This is a genomic window from Kitasatospora sp. NPDC001119, from assembly GCF_053598475.1.
The window spans coordinates 1-25,272 of the sequence record NZ_JBSFKI010000034.1; the positions used below are offsets into that span (position 1 = coordinate 1).

Below are 25,272 nucleotides of genomic sequence, written 5' to 3' on the forward strand. Positions count from 1 at the left end.
TGGAGGGGCTCGCGGAGTGTGTGGTGTGGGTGGATGAGGAGTGGGAGCCGGCGCCTGGGACCCGCCCCCACCGCTGCCCGTTCCGCCGTCCCTGGGCCGTGGCATCAGACGCGAATGGTGCTATCGTCACTAGCACCATGTTGCTGAAGCTGGACATCGGGGACACCCGACCACTGCACGAACAGGTCGCCGGCGCGATCAGACGAGCCGTCGCCGAGGGCGAGTGCGCCCCCGGGGACAAGCTGCCCCCGGCCCGGGAGCTCTCCCGGGCCCTGGGGGTGAACACCAACACCGTCCTGCGCGGGCTGCGCACGCTGCGCGACGAGGGGGTGCTGGAGTTCCGCCGGGGCCGCGGCATCACGATCGCGACCGGCGCCGACACCCGCTCCGAACTGGTGGACCGGGTACGGCAGTTGGTCGAGGACGCGGCCCGGGCCGGCTACAGCAGGAACGATCTCGTGGACATGATCAGGGGGATGTCGTGACGGACTCGGGGAACACCACGGAACCGACCACGGAGCCGGCCGCCGCGCGGCCACCGGCACCCGGTGGCGCCGTCTGGGCCGCGGCGGCCTGGTCGGTCGGGGTGCTGGCGCTGCTGGTCGCCCTGCCGCTGGTGGCGCGCCACCGGCTGCCGGACCCACTGGCCACCCACTGGGGCGGGCGGGAACCCGACGGCTCGATGTCGCTGACGGCGGCCACGGTCTTCCCGGCCGCGTTCTGGGCGGTCCTGGTGCTGATCTCGGTGGTCCTGCGGCGGTACTGGGCCGGCCGGACGCCCGGGGCCGCGTCGGCGATGCTGGCGGCCGGCGGGGTGCTGCTGACGGGGGCGCAGGCCTCCATCGTGCACGCCAACCTGGACCGCGCCCGCTGGCAGGACGCCGCCCCGATGGGCATCGAGGTGGTCCTGATCCTGCTGGCCACCGGCCTCGCCGGGGTGCTGGCGGTGCTGGCCGGCCGGCGCTACGGCGGCCGGCCGGAGCGGCACCCGGCGGCCGGGGCACCGGCGCTGGAGGTGCCGCCGGGCGAGCAGGTCGTCTGGCTCTCCCAGGCCGCCAACCCGTGGCTGCAGCTGTCCGCCGCGGTGCTCGGGCTGCTCTCGGTGGCGGGGGTGCTGCTCACCGCGAGCGGGGTCGTCGACCTGGACTGGGTGCTGGTGCTGCCGCTCGCCGTCGGCGCCCTCGCGCTCCTCGGCTGCTCCTCGGTACGGACCCGGGTGACGGCCCGCGGCCTGACCGTCGGCTTCGGCCCGTTCGGGTGGCCCGCCCGCCGCTGGTCCCCCGCCGAGCTCGACTCCGCCCGTGCCGAGCGGCGCACCGCCGCGCAGTCGGGCGGCTGGGGCTACCGGATCAACGGGCTCGGCACCACCGTGATGGTGCGCCCGGGCGTCTGCCTGGTGGTCCGCACCCGTCGGGGCACGGACTTCGCGGTCAGCGTCGACGACGCCGAGCGCGGGGCCGCACTGCTCAACGCGCTGATCGCCCGCACCCGGCAGCCCACCGGCTGAATCGTTTCGGCGGCGGGGTACCCGGCGGCCCGGTCACCACGACCGGGCCGCCTCGCCGTTCCGACTCCCCTCGCCGCACTCACCCCCGCTCCCCTCAGGACTCCCCCGCGCGCAGTTCGGTGGCGATCTGCCGCCGTCCGGCGACCAGCGTCTCCAGCACCACCCCGAGGCAGGCCACCAGCGTCAGGCCCGCGGTGGGCAGCAGCACCGGCAGCGGCGCGGGATCGAGGGAGCCGCCCGTCCCGGCCCCGACCAGGGTCGAGAGGTCGAAGGCCGGCCCCAGCAGGACGGCCGCCAGCACCGCGACCCCGGCGCCGCCGGCGGAGGCCGCCAGGGTCCGCGGCAGCGCCTCGGCGATGATCAGCGCCAGCCCCTGCCGGGGCCGCAGGCCCATGGTGCGCAGCCGGGCGAGCACCGCCGTACGGTCGGGCGCGGCCCGCAGCAGCGTCAACAGGACCGCGAGGACGGCGAATCCGGCGCTGGCCGGGGCCGCGTACCAGAACAGCCGTCCGGCGGCCTGCTGCAACGGGTCGTCGGCGAGCTGCGCGGCGTACTCGCGGCTGCTGCCGACCCGGTAGGCGGGCGGCAGTCCGTGGCTGCCCCGGCCGGCCGCCGCGGCCTCGTCCGCGATCAGCTTGTCGAGGCCGGTCGGCTCGACCAGGCCCCGCTCCAGGAGGAGCGACCTGATCCGCCCGGGGTCGAGGCCGTCGCCGACGGCCAGCCACCCGGTCCACCGGCCGAGTTCCGGCAGGCGTTCCACGGCGGGGCCGCTGGGCACCACGACGAACGGCTGCTCCGGCTCCGGCAGTGCCGGGGTCGCGGTGACGATCCCGGCGACGGTGGTGCGCAGTTCGCTCGCGGTGGACAGGTGCAGCGTCGGCGCGCCGGCGGCCAGGCGCGCGGCCAGGTCGCGGCTGAACAGCGCGGGTACCGGGGTGTCCGGGCCGCCGGGGGTGCCGGCGAGCTTCGCCGGGTCGAACGCGCCGGCCCCGAGGGTGCGGGCGATCGCGGCGTACGCGGTCGGCTCGGCGACCACCAGGGTCACCTTGGTGTAGTCGTTGGGGCCGGCGCCGACGAACCGCGCGCGCTGGTCCACCCGGACCGCGGTCGCGCTCCGGGCCTCCGGGAGTCCGCCCACGGCCTTGAGGAACGGGTCCGGCAGGGTCGCGTAGTCCGGGACGGAGACGGCGATGTCGCCGCCGGTCGCGACCCGTCCGGCGTGCAGCCTGCCGTGGTCCACCGAGGCGAGCAGGGTGGCGCCGAAGCCGGTCGCGGTGACGGCGATCAGCAGGGCGAGCAGCGGCAGCGCGGAGGGCCGGCGGCGCCCGGAGCCGTCCCGGGCGGCCCGGGCGAGGCCGAGGAAGCCGATCAGCCCTCGGCCGCGGCCGACGAGCGCGGCCAGCCAGCCGGTCGCCACCGGCTCGATCCGCGCCAGCAGCAGCCCGCCGGCGACGGCGAGCAGCAGCGGGGCGGCCACCAGCAGCGGGTCCACGCCCCGGCCGGAGTGGCCGACGCCGCGCCGGCGGACCTCGGCCACCGCCACGGCGGTGACGGCCAGCAGCGCGAGTTCGCCGACCACCCGGCGCCCGCGGCCGGCCGGCCGGGGGCGGTCCCACAGCAGGGCGGCGCGGGCCGGGAGGGCGAGCAGCGCGAGCAGGGTCGTGCCGAGGCCGGCCGCCACCGCGAGGCCCCAGCGCGGGGTGGGCAGCAGCACCAGGGCGAGCACCGCCCCGAGCGCGGCGGCGGGCAGCACGGTCACCGCGCCCTCGCCGAGCAGCCGCAGCAGCACCCCGCCGCGCGAGCCGCCGCGGGCCCGGAGCAGCCCGAGTTCGGCGGCGCGGCGGTCGGTGCCGAGCGCGGCGGCCAGGCACAGCACCACCACGGCGACGCCCGCGACGCCGGCCGGCCCGATCGCGCTCAGCGCCATCGCGGCCCGGTAGCGCTCGGCCGCCCGGTCGAGGATGACGGGCAGCGTCGAGACGGACCGCAGGTCGGCGCGCCCGGTCGCGTCGGCCAGGGCCGCGACGCCCGGCCCGGACACGAGGGGCAGGACGTCGGCGCGGGTCCGCTCCAGCCGGTCGGCGCGCAGCGGGGCGGGGTCCACGGCCACCCGCCAGAAGTTCTGGACGGACGTGCCCCAGCCGGTCAGCCCGGCCAGGCTGTCGCCGTCGACGAAGCCGGTGGCCCCCAGCCAGTTGCCGTGCTCCAGGTCGATGTTCAGGCAGGGGCGGTCCGGGCAGCCGAGGCCGGTCCAGAACGGGTCCAACGGGTCGTTGACCCGGAACAGGCCGGTCACCACGGCGGTCCGCCGGCTGTCGGGGCCGGTGCTGCCGCTGTCGACGACGTCACCGACCTTGATGCCGACCAGTTCGGCGGCCGTCCGGCTGACCATCACCGGCAGCGGGGCTCCGGCGGTGGCGGGGCCCGGGCGGCTGCCCTCGGTCAGGGTGACCCGGTCGGCGAGGCCGGCCAGGTGGGCCAGGGAGAGCCTGGGCGGGGCGCTGTCGCTCACCCGGCGGTAGCCCGGGTTGAACATCGGGACGGAATCGGTGACGGAGCCGTGCGCCAGGCCCGCCGGGGACAGCGCGAGCTTCCCGCCGACCCGTTCGACGAGCTGCCGGTCGACGGCGTCGAGGTCGGCGGCGGTGTCGCTCGGCCGGGCCTTGGAGGAGAAGTGCAGGCTGGTCGCGTGGATGCCCTGCCGGTGCACGTAGTCCCGCAGCGCCGCGTCCGCGCCCCGGTCGGTGACGCGGGGGACGGCCACGGACAGCAGGACGGTGACGAACGCGAGGGCCGCCGTCAGCAGGGCGGTGCCCGGGTCGGCGCGCAGCCGGGTGCGGACCCAGTGCGCCGGGCGGTGGGCGGCCCCGGGGGTGCCGGCCTTGGCGGTCACGTCTCCTCCACGAGGCGCAGCAGGACGGCGGCCGCCGGAGGGGCCGCGGGTGGACGCGTCGTGCGCGCACCGCGCACGGATCACCGGCGACCGGTCGCCGGACGATGCTGTCAGATCCGATCACCGATCGGAAGGGAATGGTACAGATCGATCCCGGCTCGTCCAGGCACGGTTGGGGCTGGTGGGGGCCGCTGTCCCGCTCTCCGCGCGGGAGTTGAACCGTCGGGCCCACCGGGTCCGTAGTGGATGGTCGTCCGGGGTGCTCCGGACGGTCATCGGGGGTCTAAACCGCTCAAATCGGTGGTGCTTCGAACGCCAATGCGGGTACACCAGTTGACGGTCGCTCAGGTGTGTGGCGGCGCCCGTCCGACGCCGCCCCACCCCGTCCCGCGCGGCCGGAGGACGAGCGGGCCCACGCGCCCGTGCGAAAGGCAAGGAGGCGTCCGTGACTCACGACGTGCGCACGCAGAACTCCCCCGCTGTCCGGCGGAGCACCCAGGACGTTCGGACCATCGCGATCCTGCGCCTCGGCGTCGGCCTGATCGGCATCCTGCTGCCGGTGGCCCTGCCGTTCGGCAACTGGCTGGCCGCCGAGCTGACGGGGCGCGGCACCGACGGCTTCTGGCCGAACTCGATGAGCGGCGCGTACTACACCGACACCCGGAACGTCTTCGTCGGCGCGCTGTGCGCCCTCGGGGTGTTCCTGATCTGCTACCGCTTCGACCGCCGGGACGACCGCTGGAGCACGGCGGCCGGGTTCTTCGCGCTCGGGGTCGCGCTCTGCCCGACGTACACCGGGGGCGGGTCCGGCCTCGACCGCACCGTCGGGGTGTTCCACCTGGTCTTCGCCGGCCTGCTGTTCGTCATGCTGGCGGTCTTCTGCCTCTACTCCTTCCGCAACCCCCGCTCCGCCCAGCCGGCCCGGGTGGGCACGGCGTACCTGGTGGCCGGGGTGGTGATCCTGGCCGCCCTGGCGCTCTCGCTGCTGGCCGGGGTGACGGGCGTCGGCTCCGACTGGCCGGTGCGGCCGCTGTACCTGGGCGAGTGGCTGGCCACCTGGGCCTTCGGCCTCGCCTGGACGGGCGCCGCCCTCGAACTCGCGGCGCACGGGCGGCGCGACGCCGACAGCGCCGTGGTCCCCCGCCAGCCGGGCGCCGACGCGCTCGACCCGAAGCACCCGGAGGCGCACGCCTGAGACCCTGTCATTCCCGTGCGGCGGGCGACCGTTACCATGCGCACCATGAACCGCCACCAGGGCGGTTGGTGACGGATGCCCAGCGGCGGGAGAACGAACATGGCGAACGAGGTCCGGGCAGAGCACGGTCCGCGCGAGGACTACCCGTCGGTGGACCTGCGGATGGACGTTCCGCACTCCGCCCGGGTCTACGACTACCTCATCGGCGGCAAGACCAACTTCGAGGCGGACCGGGTCGCGGCGCACGCCTCGGTGCGGGCCTGGCCGGCGCTGCCGACCTCGATGCGCACCACCCGCGAGTTCATGCAGCGCTCGGTGCGCAGACTCGCCGAGCAGTACGGCGTACGGCAGTTCCTCGACATCGGCACCGGCATCCCGACCTCGCCGAACGTGCACGAGGTCGCCCAGGCGGTCGACCCCGAGGCCCGGGTCGCCTACGTGGACAACGACCCGATCGTGCTGACCCACGCGCGGGCCCTGATGGACAGCACGCCCGAGGGCCGCACCTGTTACGTGGAGGCCGACTTCCGCGACCCGGAGTCGATCATCGGCAACCCCCGGCTGCGCGAGGTGCTCGACTTCTCGCAGCCGGTGGCGCTGTCGCTGATCGCGATCGTCCACTTCGTGCTGGACGAGGACGACCCGCAGGGCATCGTGCGCCGCTTCATGGACGCCCTGGCCCCCGGCAGCTTCCTCGCCCTGACGGTCTTCACCGGGGACACCGACCCGGTGGGCGTGGGCGGCGTCGGCCGTGAGTACAACGCGCGCGGCATCCCGCTCCAGATCCGCGACAAGGCCGAGACGGAGGCCTTCTTCGACGGCTACGAGCTGCTCGACCCGGGCGTCACGCTGGTGCACCACTGGCGGCCGGACGCCGGTGCCGCGCCCGTCCGCGACCAGGACATCGCGATGTACGCGGGCGTGGCGATCAAGCGCTGAATCGTTTCTGCGGCGGGCCCGGTCAGCCGGACACCGAGACCAGGCCCGCCTCGTAGGCCAGGATGACCAGCTGCACCCGGTCCCGGGCGTCGAGCTTGGCCAGCAGCCGGGTCATGTAGGTCTTGACGGTCGCGATGCTGAGCACCAGTTCGGCGGCGATCTCGGTGTTGGACAGGCCCCGGCCGACCAGGGTCAGGATCTCGCGCTCGCGCCCGGTGATCGCCGCCAGCCGCCGCTCGGCTGCGACGACGGCGGCAGCAGCGGTGACACCCCGGGCACCCGGCCCGGGCCCGCCGGTCCCCGACCGCGACGGGCGGCCCCCGACGAACGCCCCGATCAGCCGCCGGGTGACGCCCGGCGCGATCAGCGCGTCCCCGGCGGCGACCACCCGCACCGCGCCGAGGATGTCGTCCAGCGCCATGTCCTTGACCAGGAAGCCGGACGCCCCGGCGTGCAGCGCCGCGTACACGTGCTCGTCCTCGTCGAAGGTGGTGAGCACCACCACCCTGGTCGGCCCGCCGTCGGCGGTCACCAACCTGGTCGCCTCGATGCCGTCCATGCCGGGCATCCGGATGTCCATCACTACGACGTCCGGCCGCAGTTCGGCGGCCAGCCGGACGGCCTCCGCCCCGGTGCCGGCCTCGCCGACCACCTCGACGTCCGCCGTCTCCGCGATCACCATCTCCAGCGCGGCGCGCACCAGCGGCTGGTCGTCGACCAGCAGGACCCGGATCACGCGCCCGCCTCCCCGGCCGACGAACCCGACGAGCCCGACGAACCCGACGAGCCCGGTACCGACACCGATACCGCCACCGGCACCGGCAGCCGGGCGGCCACCCGGAAGCCGCCCCCGGGCAGCGGCCCGGCCTCGAACTCGCCGCGCAGCAGGGCGACCCGCTCCCGCAGCCCGGCCAGCCCGAACCCGCCGCCGGCCCCCCGGACCGGACCCAGGCCCCGGCCCCGGTCGGTGACCTCGACGGACAGCTCCCCCGCCGTCCGGTGGTCCACCGCCACCACACAGGCGTCGGTGTCCGCGTGCCGCACCACATTGGTGACCGACTCCTGGACGATCCGGAAGGCCGCGAGGTCCACCTCCGGCGGCAGCGGCCCCGGTTCGCCGCGCCGCCGCAGCTCCACCCGCACCCCGGCCGCGGTGGTCGCCCCGGCCAGCCGGTCGAGGTCGGCCAGGCCCTGCGGCACCGGGGCCGAGGCCTCGCCGTCGGCCTCCCGCAGCGCGACCAGCATTCTGCGCAGCGCCGCCAGGGTGTCCCGCCCGGCCGCCTCGATCTCGCCCAGCGCCTGCTTGGCCCGCTCCGGCCGACGGTCGATCACCCGGCGGGCGGCGCCCGCCTGGAGGGCGACGATGCCGAGGCTGTGCGCGACGGTGTCGTGCATCTCGCGGGCGATCCGCAGCCGTTCGGCGGTGACCGCCTCCTCGGCCGCCCGGGCGCCGAGCGCCGCCGCGTGCTCCCGGTTCTGCCGCCCCGAGCGGCCGACCAGCCAGGCGACCAGCGCGAGCAGCGCGGCGCCGTCGGCCGAGCCGATGTGGGTGCCGGTGAAGATGCCCACCGTGTTGCCGTGCACCATGCCGATGTGCGCCACCAGGAGGGCCATCACCAGCGTGAAGGCGGCCCGCGAGGTGCGGCGCGGCCGGGTCGCGGTGATCAGGCAGAGCGCGACGTCCACGGCGAGCAGCGCGCCGGGCGGCACCTGGGCGCCGCCGGCCCACCCGTCGGTCTCGGTGAACGCGGCGATCAGCAGCAGGACGACGGAGAGCACCGGCAGCCGTCGCACCAGCGCCGCGCCCGCGAAGGCCACCACCGTGTCGGCCAGGGTGAACGCCCAGCCGCCGTGCGCGGCGGCGCCGGGGTGCTGCGAGGCGTCGCCGCCGAGCCGGACGGCGGGGTAGCCGGCGGCCACGCACCAGGCGAGGCCGACCCAGACCTCGGGCGGGACGCGCCGGAGCAGCGGCGGGGAGGGCGTCGATGACATGGTCCAAGATCGTAACGACGGTCCGGCGAGGCCGTCATCCAGCCGTGGTTGTACGGCCGGGGGTGACGGGCACTGTCGACGCCGGTCCGATGCTGCCGTACGGGCCGGACGGGCACCGTGGAGCCCATGATCGAAGTCACCGAGCTGACGAAGCGCTACGGCCGCGGCCACCGCGTCCGCACCGCCGTCGACCGTCTCTCCTTCACCGTCCGGCCCGGCCGGGTCACCGGCTTCCTCGGCCCCAACGGCGCCGGCAAGTCCACCACCCTGCGGCTGGTCCTCGGCCTGAGCGCCCCCACCTCCGGCGCCGTCACCGTCGACGGCCGCCCCTTCCGCGGCAGGCCGCGCGGCCTGCGGCACGCCGGCGCGCTGCTCGACGCGGGCGACGCCCACGGCGGGCGGACCGGCCGGGCCCACCTGCGGGCGCTCGCCTGCACCAACGCGATCCCGGCCGCCCGGGTCGAGCAGGTGCTGCACGAGGTCGGGCTCGCTGAGGCGGGCGGGCGCCGGATCGGCGGCTACTCGCTGGGCATGAGGCAGCGGCTCGGCATCGCCGGCGCGCTGCTCGGCGACCCGCCGGTGCTGCTCTTCGACGAACCGCTCAACGGGCTGGACCCGGAGGGCGTGCTCTGGGTGCGCGGGCTGTTCCGCCGGCTCGCCGCCGAGGGGCGCACCGTCTTCGTCTCCAGCCACATGATGGCCGAGATGGAGCACACCGCCGACCACCTGGTGGTGGTCGGACGCGGCCGGCTGCTCGCGGACGAGAGCCTGTCCGCATTCGCCGCCCGGGCCGGCCGGGGCACCGTCACCGTCCGGGCCGCCGAACCCGACCGGCTGGCGGCCGTGTTGACGGCGGCCGGCGCCGCCGTGCGGCCCGGCCCGGACGGCGCCCTCGCGGCGACCGGCGTGGACGCCACCCGGATCGGCGAACTCGCCCTGGAGCACCGCCTGTTGCTGCACGCCCTGACCCCCAGGGGCGCCTCCCTGGAGGAGGCGTTCATGGACCTGACCGCCGACAGCGTCGAGTACCCCGCCGGAGAGCCCCGTTGAACACCTCCTCGAACACCCCGCTGGGCACCGTTCCCGCCGACCCCCGCACCGGCACCCGCGCCGACACCCGCGCCGCCGAGCCGCGCGCCCGGTTCGGCGACCTGCTGGCCGCCGAGTGGATCAAGTTCTGGTCGCTGCGCTCCGTCCCCTGGGTGCTCGGCCTCAGCGCCCTGGCGATCGTCGCCGCCGGCCTCAAGTCCGCGCTGTACACCCGCGACCACTACACGCCGGGCGAGGACGACCCGGTGATGATGGCGCAGGTGGCGCTGAACAACGCCTTCGGTGCCGCCTCCGCCGACATCCTGATGCTGGTCGCGGGCGGCCTCGGCGCGCTCGTCATCACGGGCGAGTACGCGACCGGGCTGATCCGCACCACCCTGGCCGCCGTGCCCGACCGCCGGGCGGTGCTCGCCGCCAAGGCCTGCGTGCTGGCCGCCGTCCTGTCCGGCTACGGCGTGCTCGCCGTCGGCGCCTCCTTCGGCATCAGCCAGGCGGTCCTGTCCGGGACCGGCATCGGGCAGTCCGTCACGGACCCAGCCGCGCTGCGGTACATCACGGCGGCAGTGCTGTTCGGCCCGGTCTGCGCCCTGGTCGGACTCGGCCTCGGCGCGCTGATCCGGCACAGCGCGGGGGCCGTGGTGGGCACCGTCGTGGTGCTGTTCTTCATCCCCTCGCTGGTCACCGAGCGCTACCGGTGGAGCGCCGACCTGCTGCACGCCCTGCCGCTGTCCGCCTGGCAGCGCCTGGCCCGGACCACCCTGACGGGCCTGCGGCCGTCCGAGTACCCGGCCACCGTCACGGGGGCCTGGACCACCTACGCGGTGTGGGCGCTGGCCTCGGTCGCCGTCGCGGCGGCCGCCGTCCACCGCCGGGACCACTGACGGGACCACCGCCGGGACCGCTGACGGCCGATACGCGCGCCGGGCCGCCCGGCCGGCGCGCTACGGCCGCCCGGTGCGCTCCTACGGCCGGCCGCCCCGGCCCGAGGCCAGGTCGGCGACCGCCACCAGCAGCGCCGCCAGCACCAGCCCGGCCGCGACCGTCACACCCAGCTGGAAGGCCAGCGACCAGTCCGGGCGGGGCCCCGCGGCATGGGCGAAGAACACCGAGCCGACGACGGCGATGCCCACCGCCGAGCCGACCCGCTGCGCGGTCTGCAGCACCCCGCCCGCGCTGCCCGCCCGGGCCACCGGCACCTGCTGGAGGGTCAGCGTCTGGTTCGGGGCGATCACCAGTCCGCTGCCCACCCCGGCGACCAGCAGCGGCAGCGCCGTCGTCCAGCCCACCCGGGGCCCCGACCACAGCTGCACCGCGAGCGCCGAGGCCAGCAGCCCGGCCAGCACCAGCACCAGTCCGGCCACCACCAGCCTCCGCCCCAGCCGGCTCACCAGGCGCCCGCCCACCGCCGCGGACACCCCCGAGCCGACCGCGAACGGCGTGATCGCCAGGCCCGCCGTCAGCGCCGAGTAGTGCAGGCCCGCCTGGAGGTAGAGCGTGAAGATGAAGAAGATCGCGGTGAACCCGGCGAAGTACACCAGCGACAGCAGCACCCCCGCCGCGTACGGCCGCACCGCGAACAGCGCCATGCTCACCAGCGGTTCGCGCCGCCGCCCGTAGTGCAGCTCCCAGCCGACGAAGGCGGCGAGCAGCACCGCCGCCAGCGGCAGCAGCAGCCAGCGGGTCGGGCCGTGCCACTGCTGCGCCTGGACGAACGGCAGCAGCAGCGAGACCGTCCCGGCGCCGAGCAGCAGCACGCCGACCGGGTCGAAGTCCCGGTGCCCGGCCCGGTCGCCGGCGGGCGGGGGCGCGGGGAGCAGCCGGTAGGCGACGGGCAGCGCGGCCACGCCGATCGGCAGGTTGACCAGGAACACCCAGCGCCAGCCGTCCTGCGGGCCGACCACGTGGATCAGCAGCCCGCCGAGCAGCGGCCCGACGGCGGTGGACAGCCCGATCGTCGCGCCCAGCGCGCCGAAGGCCCGGCCGCGCTCGGGGCCCTGGAACAGCACCTGGATGAAGCCGGACACCTGCGGCACCAGCACCCCGCCGGCCGCGCCCTGGAACAGCCGGGCCAGCACCAGCCACTCCTGGCTCTGCGCCGCCCCGGCGAGCGCGCTGGCCACGGTGAACAGGGCGAGCCCGGCGAGGAAGACGGCCCGCCGGCTGCGCGCGTCGCCGAGCCGCCCGGAGGGCACCAGCACCAGGCCGAAGGCCAGCGCGTAGCCGCTGAGCACCCACTGCAGGCCGCTGTCGGACATGTGCAGCCCGGCCCGTACGGTCGGCAGCGCGACGTTGACGATGCTGACGTCCAGCAGGGTCATGAAGCCGGCGACCAGGCAGACCGCGAGCGCCCGCCAGCGACGGGCGGCGGCCCGGCCGCCCACGGCGGTGGCGCCGGGCTGCGCCGGGTGCGCGGTGCTGCGCGGGGGGTCGGCGTTCATGGGAGCCCCTTCCCGGGGGCCGGGGCGTCGTGGCACCCGGACGAACGTCGGTCGGCTTCGACCGGCTTCGAATCAGGTTCGTTCGAATTCGCTCGGCTTCGTCCGGCTCATCGTCGCCCGGCCCGTCCGGGGCCGCCACCGGGACCGCCACCGGGTCACCGACCGGGCCTCGACCGGGCCTCGGCTGGGAAGGCCGCCCGGGCCCCCGTCACCCGGCCTCACCCGGACGGCCGAACCGGATCGCGGCCACCGCCCGCACCCCGGAGGCTGACGGCATGACCGTCGCCACCGAGCCCCCGCCCTCCGCCCCTCCGGTGCTGGACGTCCGGCAGCGGAACGTCGTCTTCGCCACCATCGTGCTCGGCATGCTGCTGGCCGCCCTCGACCAGACCATCGTCGGCACCGCCCTGCCCACCATCGTCTCGGACCTCGGCGGGGCCGCGCACATGTCCTGGGTGGTGACGTCCTATCTGCTGGCCGAGACGGTGGCCACCGTCCTGGCCGGCAAGTTCGGCGACCTGTACGGGCGCAAGCTGCTGTTCCAGATCTCGGCGATCGTCTTCGTCGGCGGCTCGTTCCTGTGCGGCCTGTCCACCAACATGACCCTGCTGATCGCCTGGCGGGCCGTCCAGGGCCTCGGCGCGGGCGGCCTGATGGTCACCGCCATGGCCCTGATCGCGGACGTCATCCCGCTGCGCGAGCGCGGCAAGTACCAGGGCGCGATCGGCGCGGTGTTCGGCGTGGCCACGGTGATCGGGCCGCTGCTGGGCGGGCTGTTCACCGACCACCTGTCCTGGCGCTGGGCGTTCTACGTCAACGTGCCGATCGCGGTCGTGGTGGTCGCCGCGGCCGCCCGGACCATCCCCTCGGTCCGCTCGGCGACCCGCCCGGTCGTCGACTACCTGGGCATCGTGCTGGTCGCGGTCGGCGCCGGCGCGCTGATCCTGGCGACCAGTTGGGGCGGCAACGAGTACCCCTGGGGCTCCGGGGTGATCATCGGCCTGTTCGTCGGCGGCGCGCTGGCGCTCGGCCTGTTCTGCTGGGTGGAGACCCGGGCCGTCGAACCCATGCTGCCGATGCGGCTGTTCCGCAACCCGGTGTTCACGGTCTGCTCGGTGCTCAGCTTCATCGTCGGCTTCGCCATGCTCGGCGCGCTGACCTTCCTGCCGACCTTCCTCCAGTACGTGGACGGCGACTCGGCGACCGTCTCCGGCGTCCGGACGCTGCCGATGGTGATCGGTCTGCTGATCGCCTCGGTCGGCAGCGGCAACGCCGTCAGCAAGACCGGGAAGTACCGGCTGTTCCCGATCGTCGGTACCGCGGTGATGGCCGTCGGCCTCTACCTGCTCTCCCGGCTGGAACCCGGCACCGGCACCGCGCTGGCCTCGCTCTACATGTTCGTGCTCGGCGCCGGCATCGGGCTGAGCATGCAGGTCCTCACCATCGCCGTGCAGAACACCGTCGACTACGCCGACCTCGGCACCGCCACCTCCGGGGTGACCTTCTTCCGCACCATCGGCAGCTCCTTCGGCACCGCCGTGTTCGGCACCATCTACGCCAACAGCCTGAAGACCGAACTCGCCCACGGGATCGGCACCGCCGCCCGGCTCACCGGCGCCGACCCGGCCGTGCTCGCCCACGCGGCGGAGAGCCCGCAGGGCCTGCACCGCCTGCCGGCCGACCAGGCCGCGCCGATCGTCCAGGCCTACTCCGACGCCCTGCACACCGTGTACCTGTGGACCATCCCGGTGGCCGTGGTCGGCTTCGTGGTGGCGCTCTTCCTCAAACAGGTGCAGCTGCGCGACACCGCCCGGGCGGGCTCCACCGACATGGGCGAGGGCTTCGCCCAACCGACCACCGCCGACTCCGACCCGCACCTGGAGTACTCGGTCTGCAAGATCGTCCGCGGGGTCGACCTCGACACCGTCCGCACCATCGTCTCCGGCGCCGACACCCGGGTGGACCTCGCCGGGGCCTGGGCGCTGATGGAGGTGGCCGGCCACAAGAAGGCCGTCGGCCACGCCTCGCTCGACCTCATCGCCGCCCGCAAACGGGTACCGCCCGAGGTCCTGGAACCGGTCTTCGACCGGATGGCCGCCGAGGGCTACCTCCGCCGCGACGGCGACCGCCTCTCCCCCACCGAGGCCGGCACCCACGAGGTCCGCACCCTCGCGGGCGCCTGGTCCGACTGGCTCAACGCCCGCCTCGACGCCGACGCCGGCCGCCCCCGCAGCCCCCGGCTCAGGGCCGCCGCCGACACCATCGCCTGGCGCCTCCTGGTCGAGGACCTCGCCAACGGCCTCCCCGCCCACGCCCGCCCCAAGGACGACGCCAAGGTCTGACAGCAGGCCGCCCCCGCCCGGGGATGGGCGGGGGCGGCGGCGGTGGTGGGGTCAGCGGGAGGCCTCGGCGGGGGCGGTGCGGCGGGAGGAGAGGGTGATCACGGCGAGGCTGGCGAGGGCGAGGGCCGTCACCACGCTGAGCATCACGGTGTAGGAGGCCAGCGAGGAGAGCGCCGCGAGCACGGCGGGGAGCAGGAAGCCGGAGTAGCAGAGCGCGTAGTAGACGCCGGTGATGCCGGCCAGGTCGTCGGGGGTGACGATGCGCTGGATCTCCAGCAGGCCGGAGACCACCCCGATGCCGTAGGCGGCGCCGAGGAGGACCGCGCCGGCCAGGCCGAGCAGCGGGGAGCGCAGCGCCGCGTCGGCGGCGCAGACGGCCATGCCGCAGGCCATCAGCACCATGGAGACGATGACGCCGCGCGCCGAGGAGAGCGAGTCCAGGCGCTTGGCGAAGGGCTGGACGAGGGCGCCGGTGCCGAGGGTGAGGACGGTCAGCAGGGTCGCGTAGGCCAGCGACCAGTGGCCGAGCCGGTCGCCGACCAGCTGCGGGGTCACCGCGTACGCGACGCCGGCCGAGCCGAACACCCAGGGGGCCATCGGCAGGACCACCCGGACGAAGCGCCGGTGCCCGGCCGCCGGGACCTTGAGGTCGGCCCAGAGGCCGCGGACGGCGGCGGTCGCCCGCGCCCGGGTCTCGACGGCCTTCGGGAGCAGGAACAGCGCGGGCAGGGTGACCAGCAGGTGGGCGAGGTACGGGGTGACCATCGGCCAGGGGCCCCACTGGGCGAGCACGCCGGCCACCCCGGCGCCGAGGCCGAAGCCGAGGGTCAGGGCGAGGGAGGCGCGGCGGGCGCCGGCCCCCTGGTCGGCGGCCGGGTCGTGCGGGGCCTGGGAGAGCTCCTTGACCCAGCTGGTGCCGACGGCCATCGCGATGCCGACGGCTATGCCGGTGAGGAACCGCCCGGCGTAGATGGGGACTTCACCGGTCACGCCGCCGCACAGCACCCCGCTGGCGGCGAGCGAGGCGGCCACCGCGCCGATCATCAGCGGGCGGCGCCCGTAGCGGTCCGAGGCGGCGCCGCCGACCAGCAGTCCGGGGACCAGCCCGAGGACGTACGCCCCCAGGAAGGCGTCCACGGTGACCTCCGAGTAGCCGCCGAGGTGGCGGTACATCAGCAGCAGCGGGGTGAACTGGTTGCCGCCCCATCCGCAGCAGAACATGGCCAGGGCGGCGAGCAGCCACGGCCGCCCCCGGCCGGAGGGTGCGACGGGACCGGCGGACGGTGGCCGGGTGGTGCTCATGGTGGTGCTGCTCCTTGTCGGATGGGAGGTCCCGGCGGTCCGTCGGGGCTGTGCGCGCGAAACGCCCGTCGGTGCGCGAACGCGTCGGCGCGCGATGGGGGAAGGTCAGCGGTCGGTGACGGCGCGGTGGGCGTCCAGGTGGGCGCGCAGGGCGGCGGTGAAGCCCTCGGCGTCGCGGGCGGCGATCCGTTCGACGAGCACGGTGTGCTCCTCGACCAGCGAGGCCAGCCGCTGCCGCTGCCCCTCCGGCTGCACCTGGAGCAGCTGGACGGCCATCCGGCGCTGGCGGTCGCGCAGCGTCCCGTAGAACCGTTCGGCGAGCTCGTTGCCGGAGGCCGTCACGATGCCCCGGTGGAAGGCCTCGTCGGCGTCGGCGAAGGCGCCGAGGTCGGCCCGGCGGGCGGGTTCGCGCTGCTGGTCGATCAGCTCGGACAGCTGCCGGACGAGCGCGTCGAGGCCGTCGGGGCGGCGGGTGATCCGGCGGACGGCGGTGCTCTCCAGCGCCTCGCGCAGTTCCAGCACGTCCTCGGCCTCGCCGGGGCCGACCGGCACCACGACGGCTCCGCGCTTGGGGAAGAGCTGGAGCAGGCCCTCGGCCTGCAGCCGCAGGAAGGCCTCCCGGACCGGGGTGCGGCTGAGCGAGGCGCGCTCGGCGATCTCGCCCTCGCTGATCAGCGTGCCGCCGGGGAGGCCGCCGCCGAGGATGAGGTCCTTGGTCAGGTCGTACGCGCGGTCCGCGGCCGGGACGCGGGCGGGGGGCGGGGTGTCGGCCATGGACCACACCGTAGCACCATAGATGCAAGCTTAGATGCAACAGTCGGGACAGAGCCGTGCCCCGGGCCGGGAGCATCGGTTTCGGTACTGCTCAGGGCCGGAAGAATGCGCTTTCTCACCCCCTCCCGCAGGGCCGAGGATGGGCGGGGCCAACCAGCCTGCCGGGAGGAAGCCTTGTCCCCTGTGTCCCCAGCCCTGCCGCCCCTCGACCCGGCCCTGCCGCCCCTCGACCCGGCCCTGCTGCCGCTCACCGCCGAGTTCCGCCCCGAGGGCCTGGCCGTCGGCGGCGTGCTCCTGGACGAGGCGGCCCGCCGGTACGGCACGCCGCTGTTCGTCTACGACGAGGAGCACCTGCGCCGGCGCTGCCGGGAGGCGGTGGCCGCCTTCGGCCGGGGCAACGTCGCCTACGCCTCCAAGGCCTTCCTCTGCACCGCGATGGCCCGCCTCGCCACCGAGGAGGGCCTGCTGCTGGACGTCGCCTCCGGCGGCGAGCTGCGCACCGCGCTGTACGCCGGGGTCGACCCGGACCGGATCGTGCTGCACGGCAACAACAAGGACGAGGCCGAGCTGCGCACCGCGCTGACCGTCGGCCTGCGCCACATCGTGGTGGACAGCTTCGACGAGCTGGACCGGATCGAGCGGCTGCACCGCGAGGAGGGCCTGCCCCCGGCCCGGGTCCAGCTGCGGGTGGCGCCCGGGGTCGCGGCCGGCGCCCACCAGGCCATCCAGACCGGCGGCCACGACTCCAAGTTCGGCTTCGGCCTGGCCGACGGCGCCGCCGCGGCCGCGGTGCGCCGCGCCCGGGGCTCCGCCGCCGTACGGCTGGAGGGCGTCCACGCCCACGTCGGCTCCCAGGTGCTGGACCCGGCCGAGCTGGCCGACGGCGCCGCCGCGGTGGCCCGGTTCGCGGTGGAGCACGGACTGCGCCGGCTGACCGTCGGCGGCGGCCTGGGCGTGGCCTACCTGAGCGGGCAGAGCGCCCCCTCCTTCGCGGTCTGGGCCGAGCGGGTCCGCGCGGCGGTGCGCGGCGCCGGCTGGAGCGGCGAGGTGGGCGTCGAGCCCGGCCGCTCGATCGCCGCCCGGGCCGGGCTGACGCTGTACCGGGTCGGCACCGTCAAGCGGATCGAGGGCGTGCGCACCTACGTCAGCGTGGACGGCGGGATGAGCGACAACCTGCGCCCGGCGCTGTACGGCGCCCGCTACGAGGCCTTCCTGCCGCGCTGCCCCGAAGCGCCCCGGCCGGGGCACGCCCGGCTGGTCGGCAAGCACTGCGAGAGCGGCGACGTGATCATCGACGACGCCGCGCTCCCCGCCGACCTGCGGGTCGGCGACCTGCTGGCCACCCCGGTGACCGGCGCCTACGGCTACGCCATGGCGTCCAACTACAACAAGCTGCCGCGGCCCGCCGTGGTCTTCGTCCGCAACGGCGAGGCCCGCCTGGTGGTGCGCCGGGAGACCGAGCACGACCTGCTCCGGCTGGACGTGGCCGCCGGCGACGGCCTCGGGGAACCGGTGGCTGCGCAGCGGTCGCATGCCGTCTAACCTGGGCCGATGCTGAACAGCGCCCGACTGCACGTCCTCCTGGAGATCGCCCGCCGGGGCACCATCGTGGCCGCGGCGCAGGCCCTGCACCTGAGCCCGTCCGCCATCTCGCACCAGCTCGCCCGCCTGGAGCAGGAGCTGGGTGTCGCGCTGGTGGAACGGGCTCCGCAGTCCCTGCGCCTGACGCCCGCGGGTGTCCGGCTGGCCGAGCACGCCCAGGCGATCGCCGATCTGATGGCCGTCGCCCAGGACGACCTGCGGGCGCACGCCGAGGGCGCGGCCGGGGTGCTGCGGATCGGCTTCTTCGCCTCCGCCGGGCTGGACCTGCTGCCCCGGGCGCTGGCCGCGTTCTCCGCCGCGAACCCGCAGGTCGAGCTGGAGCTGATCATGGGCCAGCCGCACGAGCTGGTCCCGGACCTGGAGGCCGGCCGGCTGGACGCGGCCGTCGTCTTCGAGCACCCGCTGGACCCGTGGTGCCGCCAGGCGGCGGTGGACGTGCGGATGTACTTCGAGGAGCCGCAGCTGGTCGTGGTGCCGCTGCGGCACCGGCTCGGGCGGCGCTCGCTGGTGCGGCTGGCCGAGCTGGAGGGCGAGAGCTGGATCGGCACCCACGGCGGCAGCACCGGCGAGCCGGTGCTCGAACGCGCCTGCGCGGCCGAGGGGTTCCGCCCCCGGGTGCGCTGCCGCAGCGACCACTACCAGGTGACCATCAACCTCGCGCGGGCCGGCATGGGCGTCGCGCTGATCCCGGCGCTCGGCCTGGCCGACAGCGCCGGGGTGCACGTCTGCCGGCTGGACCACCCGCAGCTGCACCGCCGGATCGGGGTGGCCACCCGGACCACCAACCGCAACCCGGTGCTGCGGTCCTTCCTCGCCGAACTCGGCGCGGCGGCCGGGGAGATCAGGTCGCTGCTCGACATGCGCTGGGCCTGACCTCCCCGGCCCGGACGTCCCCCGGCCCGGACCATGCCCGGCCCTGACCTCCCCGGCCCGGAGCCCGTCAGGCCGGCCGCTGCGCCCAGGCCGCGAGGGCGCCGCCGACGTCCCGGATGGCGTGCACGGCGGCCCGCTCGGTGCTGGGCCCGAGCGCCACGTCCCAGTGCGCGACGACCGCGTAGGCCACCCGCCGGGCGCCCACGATGACGCCCGCGTCGGCCCGCACCCCGGTGTCCGTACCGGTCTTGTTGGCCACCAGCAGGCGGCCGGGCAGCGGTTCGGGGAAGCCGGGGGCGTACGGGTCGTGGTCGATCAGCGCGGGCACCAGCCCGTGGTCGGTGTTGGCGCGCATCCAGCCGAGCAGCCGGGCCGAGGCCCCCGGGGTGGCCATGGTGCCCCGGACCGCGAGGGCCACCAGGCGGGCCAGGTCGCGGGCGGTGCCGGTGGCGAAGACCGGCGGGACGTCCGGCCCGCGCTCGTCGCGCACCCGGTCGTGCAGGGTGAGCCGCTCGAGCCCGAGGTCGTGGGCCAGCCGCTCGGTGGCCGGCAGGCCGACCAGCCGCAGCAGGGCGTTGGTGGCGGTGTTGTCGCTGACCGCGGCGGTCAGCCAGGCCAGGTCCTCCACCGTCCAGCCGGGGCGGCTGAGCCGGCCGAGCAGGCCGGTGCCGCCGGTGACGTCCTCGGGGAGGATCGCCGCCGGCTGCCCGGCCGCCAGTTCCCCGTTGTCCAGCCGCCGGGCGACCTCGGCGAGCAGCAGCAGCTTGGAGGCGCTGGCGACGGGCAGCACGACGGTGTCGTCCACCCCGACCGCTTCGCCGCCGTCCACGTCGACGGCGGCCACCGCGAGGGTCAGCGGGAGCGCCGCCGAGCTGCGCGCGGCGGCGGCCACCTGGGCGAGGCTCATCGGACCCGCACCACCTCTCCGGCCCGGCTCGCGGTCGGCCGGCCGCCGCGCACCGCGACCCGGCCGGCCACCACGACGGTCTCCACGCCCGCCGGCGCCAGCAGCGGCCGCTCGAAGGTCGCGCCGTCCAGGACGGCCGCCGGGTCCAGCACCACCAGGTCGGCGACGGCGCCGTCCCGAACCACCCCGCGCCCGGCCAGCCGGAACCGCCCGGCGGGCAGGCCGGTCATCTTGTGCACCGCGAGCTCCAGCGGCAGCAGGCCCTGCTCGCGCCCGTAGTGGCCGAGCACCCGGGCGAAGCTGCCCGCCCAACGGGGGTGCGGGCGGCCGGGTTTGGGCACGCCGTCCGAGCCGATCATGGACAGCGGGCTGGCCAGCACCCGGCGGACGTCGTCCTCGCGCATCGAGTGGCTGATGATGGTCACCTCGCCCTGCGCCTCCAGCAGCAGGTCGCTCACGTAGTCGACCGGGTCGGCGCCGCGCTCGGCGGCCAGGTCGGCGATCCGGCGGCCCTCGGCGGTACGGCGGGCGGGCGCGGCGGCCACCGAGATCAGGTCCCAGCCGCCGTTGCCGACGGTGTTCTCCCAGCCCTCGACGCCGTTCGCGATGTCCGCCCGGATCCGGTCCCGCACCTCCTTGCTGCGCAGCCGCTCCAGCAGGGCGGCCGGCCCGCCCTCGCTGGTCCACGGCGGCAGCATCGCGTGCAGCACGGTGCTGCCGGCGGTGTACGGGTAGACGTCGCAGAGCACGTCCACGCCGTCGGCGCGGGCCTGTTCCAGGCGCGGCAGGGTGCGCAGGGTGGCGCCCCAGGCGTGCCGCCCGGCGGTCTTGTGGTGGGAGACCTGGAGCGCCGCGCCGGAGCGCACCGCGATCTCCAGCGCCTCCTCCAGGGCCTTCTCCACCTGGGACATCTCGTCGCGCAGGTGGGTCACGTACGGCTTGCCGTGCCGCGCGGCGACCTTGGCCAGGGCCACGATCTCCTCGGTGTCCGCGTAGACGCCGGGCGGGTAGATCAGGCCGGTGGAGAGGCCGGCCGCGCCCTGGGCCAGCGCCCGGTCGAGCAGGTCGCACATGGCGGCCAGCTCCTCGGGGGTGGGCGGGCGGTCCTCGAAGCCCATCACCCCGGCGCGCAGCGTGCCGTGGCCGACCAGCGAGGCGATGTGGTTGCGGCGCAGTTCGGGCCGCTGGCCGGCCGCGAAGGCGTCGAAGTCCTCGGCGGGCAGCACCGGCCCGAGGCCGAAGGAGACCCGCAGGTGCCCGGCCAGTTCGGGCAGCCGCTCGGGCAGGGCGGGGAACAGGCTGATCCCGCAGTTGCCGCTGATCTCGGTGGTGACGCCCTGGAGCAGCGGGGCGAGCCGCAGTTCGTCCAGGGCGTCGCCGTCGGTGTGGGTGCCGCCGCCGAAGGGGGCGGCGAGCGCGTCCGAGTGGGTGTGGACGTCGATGAAGCCGGGGGTGACGACCCGTCCGGTGACGTCCAGCGTCTCGGCCGCGGCCACCGCGGTGCCCGGCGGCAGGACGGTGACCCGGCCCCCCGCGACGGCGAGGTCGGCCGCGCGGCCGGGCGCCCCGGTGCCGTCCACCAGGGTGCCGCCGCGCAGCAGCAGGTCGGCCGGGGTCGTGGTCACGTCCGCTCCCATCAGTCCTGTCGCTCCCATCAGAGCACCGTCGAGAGGAAGGCCCGGGTGCGGTCGTGCCGCGGGGCGGTGAACACCTCGGCCGGGCTGCCGGCCTCCACGACGGCGCCCTCGTCCATGAAGACGACCCGGTCGGCGACCTCGCGGGCGAAGCCCATCTCGTGGGTGACGACGATCATCGTCATGCCGCTGCGGGCGAGGTCGCGCATCACGCCGAGCACCTCGCCGACCAGCTCCGGGTCGAGCGCGGAGGTGGGCTCGTCGAAGAGCATCAGGGTCGGCTCCATGGCCAGCGCCCGGGCGATCGCCACCCGCTGCTGCTGGCCGCCGGAGAGCTGGGCCGGGTAGTGGTCGGCGCGGTCGGCCAGGCCGACCCGGGCGAGCAGCTCGCGGGCCCGGCGCTCGGCCTCCTGGCGCGGGCGCCCCTTGACCGCGATCGGGCCCTCCATCACGTTCTGCAGCGCGGTGCGGTGCGGGAAGAGGTGGAAGCGCTGGAAGACCATGCCGATCCGCTCGCGCTGGTGGCGGATGTCGCGCGGCCGGCGCTCGCGCAGCCTGCTGCCGGAGGCGCCGTGCGGCTCGTAGCCGACCAGCTCGCCGTCCACCTCGATCCGCCCGGCGTCGATCTTCTCCAGGTGGTTGAAGCAGCGCAGCAGGGTGGACTTGCCGGAGCCGGAGGGGCCGATCACGCAGAGCACCTCCCCCGCCCGGACCTCCAGGTCGATGCCGCGCAGCACCTCCAGCTCCCCGAAGTGCTTGCGCACCTTCCGGGCCGACAGGACCACCTCGGCGGTCGGCTTCGCCGGATCCGTACCCGTCACTTGCCCTCCCCCTTCTTCACGCGCTTCTGTGCTGCGCCGCGCCCCGGCCGCAGGTTGGCCAGCACCCGGCGGTGCAGGGCCGGCGGAGCGCCGGCCGGGTTGAACTTCCGCTCCACCGCGTGCTGGGCGACGCTCGCGATGGTGGTGAGCACCAGGTACCAGAGGGACGCGACGATCAGCAGCGCTATCACCTCGAAGTTGGCGAGGTAGAGGTGCTGGGAGACGGTCATCAGGTCGGCGCCGGCGATGACGGAGACCAGCGAGGTGGTCTTCAGCATCGAGATGAACTGGTTGCCGAACGGCGGGATGATCACCCGCATCGCCTGCGGCAGCACCACCCGGGTGAGGATCTGCCGGTTGGACATGCCGAGCGAGGCGCCGGCCTCGCGCTGCCCGGGGTCGACGCTCTGGATGCCGGCCCGGACGATCTCGGACATGTAGGCGCCCTCGTTGATCGACAGGCCGAGCAGCGCCGCCACGAAGCCGGTGATCAGGGTGTTGGACTGCCAGCTGACCAGCTTGGGCCCGTCGAACGGGATGCCGATGCTGATCTCCGGGAAGAGCAGCGCCAGGTTGAACCAGAAGATCAGCTGGACCAGCAGCGGGGTGCCGCGGAAGAACCAGGTGTACGCCCCGGCGGTGGTCCGCAGCACCGGGCTGTCGGACAGCTGCATCACCGCGACCACCACGCCGATGACGATGCCCACCACCTGGGAGATCAGGGTGAGTTGGACCGTCACCCAGAGCCCTTCCAGGATCACGCCGTCGAACTGGTACCGGGCGACGATGTCCCAGTGCAGGTTGGGATTGACGATGATCGTCCAGGCCAGCCAGACGGCGACGAAGGCCGCCGCCAGCACGGCGAACCAGCGCGCCGGGCGGGGCCGGCCGGTGACCTCGAAGGCCAGGTCGTCGTCGGCCGCGGCCTCGGCGGTCGGGACCCGGCCGGCCGGTGCGGGCATCGCGGGGTCTCTCATGTCGGTGCTCATCTCGTCGGTGCCGCCGTTCTCACTGCGCCGCGTTGACGGTGGCGCGCTCCACCGCGCTGCCGCCGACCTGGTAGGTGTCCAGCACCTTGCGGTACTCGCCGCTCTCGATCAGCTCCTGGAGCGCCTTCTGCACCGCGTCGCGCAGCCCGGAGTCCTTCTTCGCCACCGCGATGCCCCAGGGCGCCGTCCCGTACTGGTCCGGCAGCACCTCGTAGGAGCCGCTGTTCTGCACGAACATCTGCGCCACCGGGTAGTCCACGATCGTGGCCACGGCCCGCTCGCTGTCCAGCTGGAGCAGCCCGGTCGGGGCGTCCTCGCTCTGCGAGATCGCCATCCTGGTGGCGCACTTGGCGTTCTGCTGCTCGCCGATCTCCAGGTTGGAGCTGCCCTTGGCGAGGACCACCTTCTTGCCGCAGAGGTCCTCCAGGGACTTGATGCCCTCGGGGTTGCCCTTCTTCGTCATGATCACGCCGCCGGTGCGGAAGTAGTCGACGAAGTCGACGGCCTGGCGGCGCTGGGCGCTGTCCGTCATGGAGGACATCACCAGGTCGTAGCGGCCGGCCTGGAGGCCGGGGATCAGGCCGTCGAAGGAGGAGTTGGCGAGCTCCAGCTTCAGGCCGAGCCTCCCGGCGACGGCGGCGGCGAGGTCCGGGTCGACCCCGGTCAGCTCGGTGGTGCCGGTCTTGTACATCTCCATCGGCGGGTAGCCGACGGAGGTGGCGACTCTGAGCACGCCGCTCTGCTTGTTCTTCGCCGGGAGCAGCTCGGCGGCGCTCTTCCCGGCGTTCTGCGCGGCCTGGGCCGCGCCGGCGGCCGGGGAGCCGCCCTGGTCGGAGCGCCCGCAGGCGGTGGCGGCCAGGACGACCAGGGACAGTGCGGCCAGACAGCGCAGGGAACGGGGGCGGTTCATCGGCTACTCCCTCGGGCGGTGACGGTGCGCCGATGCTGGCAGCCGGGTCCGGGTGAACGGAAGATGATGAAGCTATTGCTGCCTCACCAACGATTTTTGTACGGCTGACCGCCCTGTCCTGCGGCTTCCGGCCGTACCGGGCCGGCCCGGTCGCCCGGTCGACCGGTCGGCCGGCCGACCGGTGCGCCGGTCAGCCGGTGAGCCACGGGGCCTCGGGCAGCTTGGCGTCCGCCTGCCGGCCGGCGAGCTCGACGGTGGTGGGGGTGCCCAGCCCCGGCATCCGCATCGTCACCCGGCGCAGCCCGCCGTCGCCGTCGACCCAGTAGGTCAGCGGCGAACGGGCGCCGTCGGGCGCGGCCCCCTGGGCGCGCGGACCGGCGAAGCGGTCGTAGCCCTTGCCGTCGATCCGGTCCCGGCCCAGCCAGCGGGCCCCGGACTGGGCGAGCAGCAGCGGGTTGTCGGGGCGGTCCGCGCCGAGCTGGACCAGCAGGTTCAGTCCGGCGTCCAGCGGATCCGCCGTGTAGGTGCGCGGCGACCAGCCCTGGCGCGGGATGCGCTCGGCCTGCTCCCAGGCCGGGGCGTCGGTGGCGGGGGCGGTGCCGGCCTGGTCGGGGGCCAGCCCGAGGCCGCCGGTGTCCCAGACGATCAGGCCGTGGTCCAGCGCCCCGCTCGCGCCGGTGGTCCGGTAGCGGCCGACCCCCCGGTGGTTGCGGTAGTCGACGACCCCGTCGACCCGGATGGTGACGCCCCCGCCCTCCTCGGCCGTGAGCGTCACCGCCACCGGGCTCGCCTGGTAGAGGTTCAGCCGCGACAGGGCGAGCCGGCCGGCCTCGTCGGTGGTCACCGGGCGTTCGACGGCCTCGTCGGAGACCGTCCGGTAGACGGCCACGCCGCCCGCCGCGGCGCCGCACACCACGATCGCGATCAGGGCCTTGAGCCAGTGGGACCGCCGGGGCCCGCGGCCGTCGGCCTTCGTCTTGCGGGGCATGCAGCCGCTCCCTCTCCTCGGTCGGACACGACAGTCGGGCGGGCCCGGGGACCAACGGTCCCACGAACCCGCCCGATTCGGGCCCGGTGCCGGTCTCCCCGCACCGGGCCCGGTAC

Annotated in this window: 21 protein-coding genes; 9 read left to right on the forward strand and 12 right to left on the reverse strand. The window is 75.4% G+C overall.

The genetic code is table 11. The features are described from left to right. Positions 1-137 precede the first annotated feature (137 nt). Both ACWDD9_RS33100 and ACWDD9_RS33105 read left to right on the forward strand, forming a co-directional pair. Positions 138-485, forward strand: a complete 348-nt coding sequence (locus ACWDD9_RS33100; RefSeq protein ID WP_074005740.1) for a GntR family transcriptional regulator — start codon at positions 138-140, stop codon at positions 483-485. Then, positions 482-1,507 (forward strand): DUF1648 domain-containing protein, encoded by a 1,026-nt coding sequence (locus tag ACWDD9_RS33105; RefSeq protein ID WP_375875707.1) that lies wholly within the window; start codon positions 482-484, stop codon positions 1,505-1,507. Before ACWDD9_RS33100 ends, ACWDD9_RS33105 begins: the two co-directional genes overlap by 4 nt. Before the next feature lie 94 nt (positions 1,508-1,601). Here the strand turns inward: ACWDD9_RS33105 and ACWDD9_RS33110 are convergent, their stop codons facing one another. Then, entirely contained in the window at positions 1,602-4,400 is a 2,799-nt protein-coding gene (locus tag ACWDD9_RS33110; RefSeq protein WP_449813638.1) for a hypothetical protein, read from the reverse strand. A 445-nt stretch (positions 4,401-4,845) separates the two neighbouring features. Between ACWDD9_RS33110 and ACWDD9_RS33115 the strand changes: the two genes are divergently transcribed. Together ACWDD9_RS33115 and ACWDD9_RS33120 are read left to right on the forward strand one after the other, a co-directional pair. Further along, positions 4,846-5,595, forward strand: a complete 750-nt coding sequence (locus tag ACWDD9_RS33115) for a hypothetical protein (RefSeq protein WP_117492901.1) — start codon at positions 4,846-4,848, stop codon at positions 5,593-5,595. A 99-nt stretch (positions 5,596-5,694) separates the two neighbouring features. Then, positions 5,695-6,534, forward strand: coding sequence for an SAM-dependent methyltransferase (locus tag ACWDD9_RS33120; RefSeq protein WP_074005743.1), 840 nt, complete (start codon positions 5,695-5,697; stop codon positions 6,532-6,534). Positions 6,535-6,556: 22 nt separating this feature from the next. Here the strand turns inward: ACWDD9_RS33120 and ACWDD9_RS33125 are convergent, their stop codons facing one another. Continuing rightward, entirely contained in the window at positions 6,557-7,216 is a 660-nt protein-coding gene (locus ACWDD9_RS33125) for a response regulator (protein WP_449813680.1), read from the reverse strand. A gap of 50 nt (positions 7,217-7,266) precedes the next feature. After that, the gene (locus ACWDD9_RS33130) at positions 7,267-8,526 is read right to left on the reverse strand and encodes a sensor histidine kinase (protein ID WP_380777084.1); all 1,260 of its coding nucleotides are present in this window, start codon (positions 8,524-8,526) and stop codon (positions 7,267-7,269) included. 126 nt (positions 8,527-8,652) lie between these two features. On the opposite strand from ACWDD9_RS33130, the gene ACWDD9_RS33135 reads away from it, so the two are divergent. Both ACWDD9_RS33135 and ACWDD9_RS33140 read left to right on the forward strand, forming a co-directional pair. Further along, positions 8,653-9,576 (forward strand): ATP-binding cassette domain-containing protein, encoded by a 924-nt coding sequence (locus ACWDD9_RS33135; RefSeq protein WP_380777083.1) that lies wholly within the window; start codon positions 8,653-8,655, stop codon positions 9,574-9,576. Continuing rightward, on the forward strand, positions 9,573-10,457 hold the full coding sequence (locus tag ACWDD9_RS33140) for an ABC transporter permease subunit (RefSeq protein WP_380777082.1): 885 nt from the start codon (positions 9,573-9,575) through the stop codon (positions 10,455-10,457). The genes ACWDD9_RS33135 and ACWDD9_RS33140 overlap by 4 nt, the downstream gene beginning before the upstream one ends. Before the next feature lie 81 nt (positions 10,458-10,538). On the opposite strand, the gene ACWDD9_RS33145 is transcribed toward ACWDD9_RS33140, so the two are convergent. Beyond that, the gene (locus ACWDD9_RS33145) at positions 10,539-12,014 is read right to left on the reverse strand and encodes an MFS transporter (protein ID WP_053112161.1); all 1,476 of its coding nucleotides are present in this window, start codon (positions 12,012-12,014) and stop codon (positions 10,539-10,541) included. 275 nt (positions 12,015-12,289) lie between these two features. Here ACWDD9_RS33145 and ACWDD9_RS33150 point away from each other — a divergent pair, with 275 nt between their 5' ends. Further along, positions 12,290-14,356, forward strand: coding sequence for an MDR family MFS transporter (locus ACWDD9_RS33150; RefSeq protein ID WP_449813639.1), 2,067 nt, complete (start codon positions 12,290-12,292; stop codon positions 14,354-14,356). Between the two features lie 51 nt (positions 14,357-14,407). Here ACWDD9_RS33150 and ACWDD9_RS33155 read toward each other — a convergent pair whose 3' ends face one another. Together ACWDD9_RS33155 and ACWDD9_RS33160 are read right to left on the reverse strand one after the other, a co-directional pair. Further along, positions 14,408-15,658 carry an MFS transporter gene (locus ACWDD9_RS33155; RefSeq protein ID WP_380741470.1) on the reverse strand — a complete coding sequence of 417 codons (1,251 nt, stop codon included), beginning with the start codon at positions 15,656-15,658 and terminating at the stop codon, positions 14,408-14,410. Between the two features lie 105 nt (positions 15,659-15,763). Further along, positions 15,764-16,432, reverse strand: a complete 669-nt coding sequence (locus ACWDD9_RS33160; RefSeq protein WP_380777080.1) for a GntR family transcriptional regulator — start codon at positions 16,430-16,432, stop codon at positions 15,764-15,766. A gap of 183 nt (positions 16,433-16,615) precedes the next feature. On the opposite strand from ACWDD9_RS33160, the gene lysA reads away from it, so the two are divergent. Together lysA and ACWDD9_RS33170 are read left to right on the forward strand one after the other, a co-directional pair. Next, entirely contained in the window at positions 16,616-17,974 is a 1,359-nt protein-coding gene (gene lysA / locus ACWDD9_RS33165) for a diaminopimelate decarboxylase (RefSeq protein WP_449813640.1), read from the forward strand. Between the two features lie 9 nt (positions 17,975-17,983). Continuing rightward, a complete protein-coding gene (locus tag ACWDD9_RS33170; RefSeq protein WP_049660390.1) occupies positions 17,984-18,907 on the forward strand; it encodes a LysR family transcriptional regulator in 924 nt (307 codons plus the stop codon). 67 nt (positions 18,908-18,974) lie between these two features. Here the strand turns inward: ACWDD9_RS33170 and ACWDD9_RS33175 are convergent, their stop codons facing one another. From ACWDD9_RS33175 to ACWDD9_RS33200, 6 genes are all read right to left on the reverse strand, one after another. After that, on the reverse strand, positions 18,975-19,814 hold the full coding sequence (locus tag ACWDD9_RS33175; RefSeq protein WP_449813641.1) for a serine hydrolase: 840 nt from the start codon (positions 19,812-19,814) through the stop codon (positions 18,975-18,977). Beyond that, positions 19,811-21,439: an N-acyl-D-amino-acid deacylase family protein gene (locus ACWDD9_RS33180; protein ID WP_416875785.1), complete on the reverse strand. Its 1,629-nt coding sequence runs from the start codon at positions 21,437-21,439 to the stop codon at positions 19,811-19,813. Before ACWDD9_RS33180 ends, ACWDD9_RS33175 begins: the two co-directional genes overlap by 4 nt. A 29-nt stretch (positions 21,440-21,468) precedes the next feature. Beyond that, positions 21,469-22,269 (reverse strand): amino acid ABC transporter ATP-binding protein, encoded by an 801-nt coding sequence (locus ACWDD9_RS33185; protein WP_107418955.1) that lies wholly within the window; start codon positions 22,267-22,269, stop codon positions 21,469-21,471. Further along, the gene (locus tag ACWDD9_RS33190) at positions 22,266-23,246 is read right to left on the reverse strand and encodes an amino acid ABC transporter permease (protein WP_259316988.1); all 981 of its coding nucleotides are present in this window, start codon (positions 23,244-23,246) and stop codon (positions 22,266-22,268) included. Before ACWDD9_RS33190 ends, ACWDD9_RS33185 begins: the two co-directional genes overlap by 4 nt. Before the next feature lie 31 nt (positions 23,247-23,277). After that, positions 23,278-24,168: an ABC transporter substrate-binding protein gene (locus tag ACWDD9_RS33195; protein WP_449813642.1), complete on the reverse strand. Its 891-nt coding sequence runs from the start codon at positions 24,166-24,168 to the stop codon at positions 23,278-23,280. A 190-nt stretch (positions 24,169-24,358) separates the two neighbouring features. Then, on the reverse strand, positions 24,359-25,156 hold the full coding sequence (locus ACWDD9_RS33200; protein ID WP_074005754.1) for a hypothetical protein: 798 nt from the start codon (positions 25,154-25,156) through the stop codon (positions 24,359-24,361). Between the last annotated feature and the right edge of the window lie 116 nt (positions 25,157-25,272).

Bases quoted from the DNA above. Each gene is read 5' to 3' on its own strand.
- ACWDD9_RS33100 (WP_074005740.1), top strand. From the start codon at position 138: ATGTTGCTGAAGCTGGACATCGGGGACACCCGACCACTGCACGAACAG.
- ACWDD9_RS33120 (WP_074005743.1), top strand. From the start codon at position 5,695: ATGGCGAACGAGGTCCGGGCAGAGCACGGTCCGCGCGAGGACTACCCG.
- ACWDD9_RS33125 (WP_449813680.1), bottom strand. From the start codon at position 7,216: ATGGTGATCGCGGAGACGGCGGACGTCGAGGTGGTCGGCGAGGCCGGC.
- ACWDD9_RS33130 (WP_380777084.1), bottom strand. From the start codon at position 8,526: ATGTCATCGACGCCCTCCCCGCCGCTGCTCCGGCGCGTCCCGCCCGAG.
- ACWDD9_RS33135 (WP_380777083.1), top strand. From the start codon at position 8,653: ATGATCGAAGTCACCGAGCTGACGAAGCGCTACGGCCGCGGCCACCGC.
- ACWDD9_RS33145 (WP_053112161.1), bottom strand. From the start codon at position 12,014: ATGAACGCCGACCCCCCGCGCAGCACCGCGCACCCGGCGCAGCCCGGC.
- ACWDD9_RS33150 (WP_449813639.1), top strand. From the start codon at position 12,290: ATGACCGTCGCCACCGAGCCCCCGCCCTCCGCCCCTCCGGTGCTGGAC.
- ACWDD9_RS33155 (WP_380741470.1), bottom strand. From the start codon at position 15,658: ATGAGCACCACCCGGCCACCGTCCGCCGGTCCCGTCGCACCCTCCGGC.
- ACWDD9_RS33160 (WP_380777080.1), bottom strand. From the start codon at position 16,432: ATGGCCGACACCCCGCCCCCCGCCCGCGTCCCGGCCGCGGACCGCGCG.
- ACWDD9_RS33170 (WP_049660390.1), top strand. From the start codon at position 17,984: ATGCTGAACAGCGCCCGACTGCACGTCCTCCTGGAGATCGCCCGCCGG.
- ACWDD9_RS33175 (WP_449813641.1), bottom strand. From the start codon at position 19,814: ATGAGCCTCGCCCAGGTGGCCGCCGCCGCGCGCAGCTCGGCGGCGCTC.
- ACWDD9_RS33190 (WP_259316988.1), bottom strand. From the start codon at position 23,246: ATGAGAGACCCCGCGATGCCCGCACCGGCCGGCCGGGTCCCGACCGCC.
- ACWDD9_RS33195 (WP_449813642.1), bottom strand. From the start codon at position 24,168: ATGAACCGCCCCCGTTCCCTGCGCTGTCTGGCCGCACTGTCCCTGGTC.
- ACWDD9_RS33200 (WP_074005754.1), bottom strand. From the start codon at position 25,156: ATGCCCCGCAAGACGAAGGCCGACGGCCGCGGGCCCCGGCGGTCCCAC.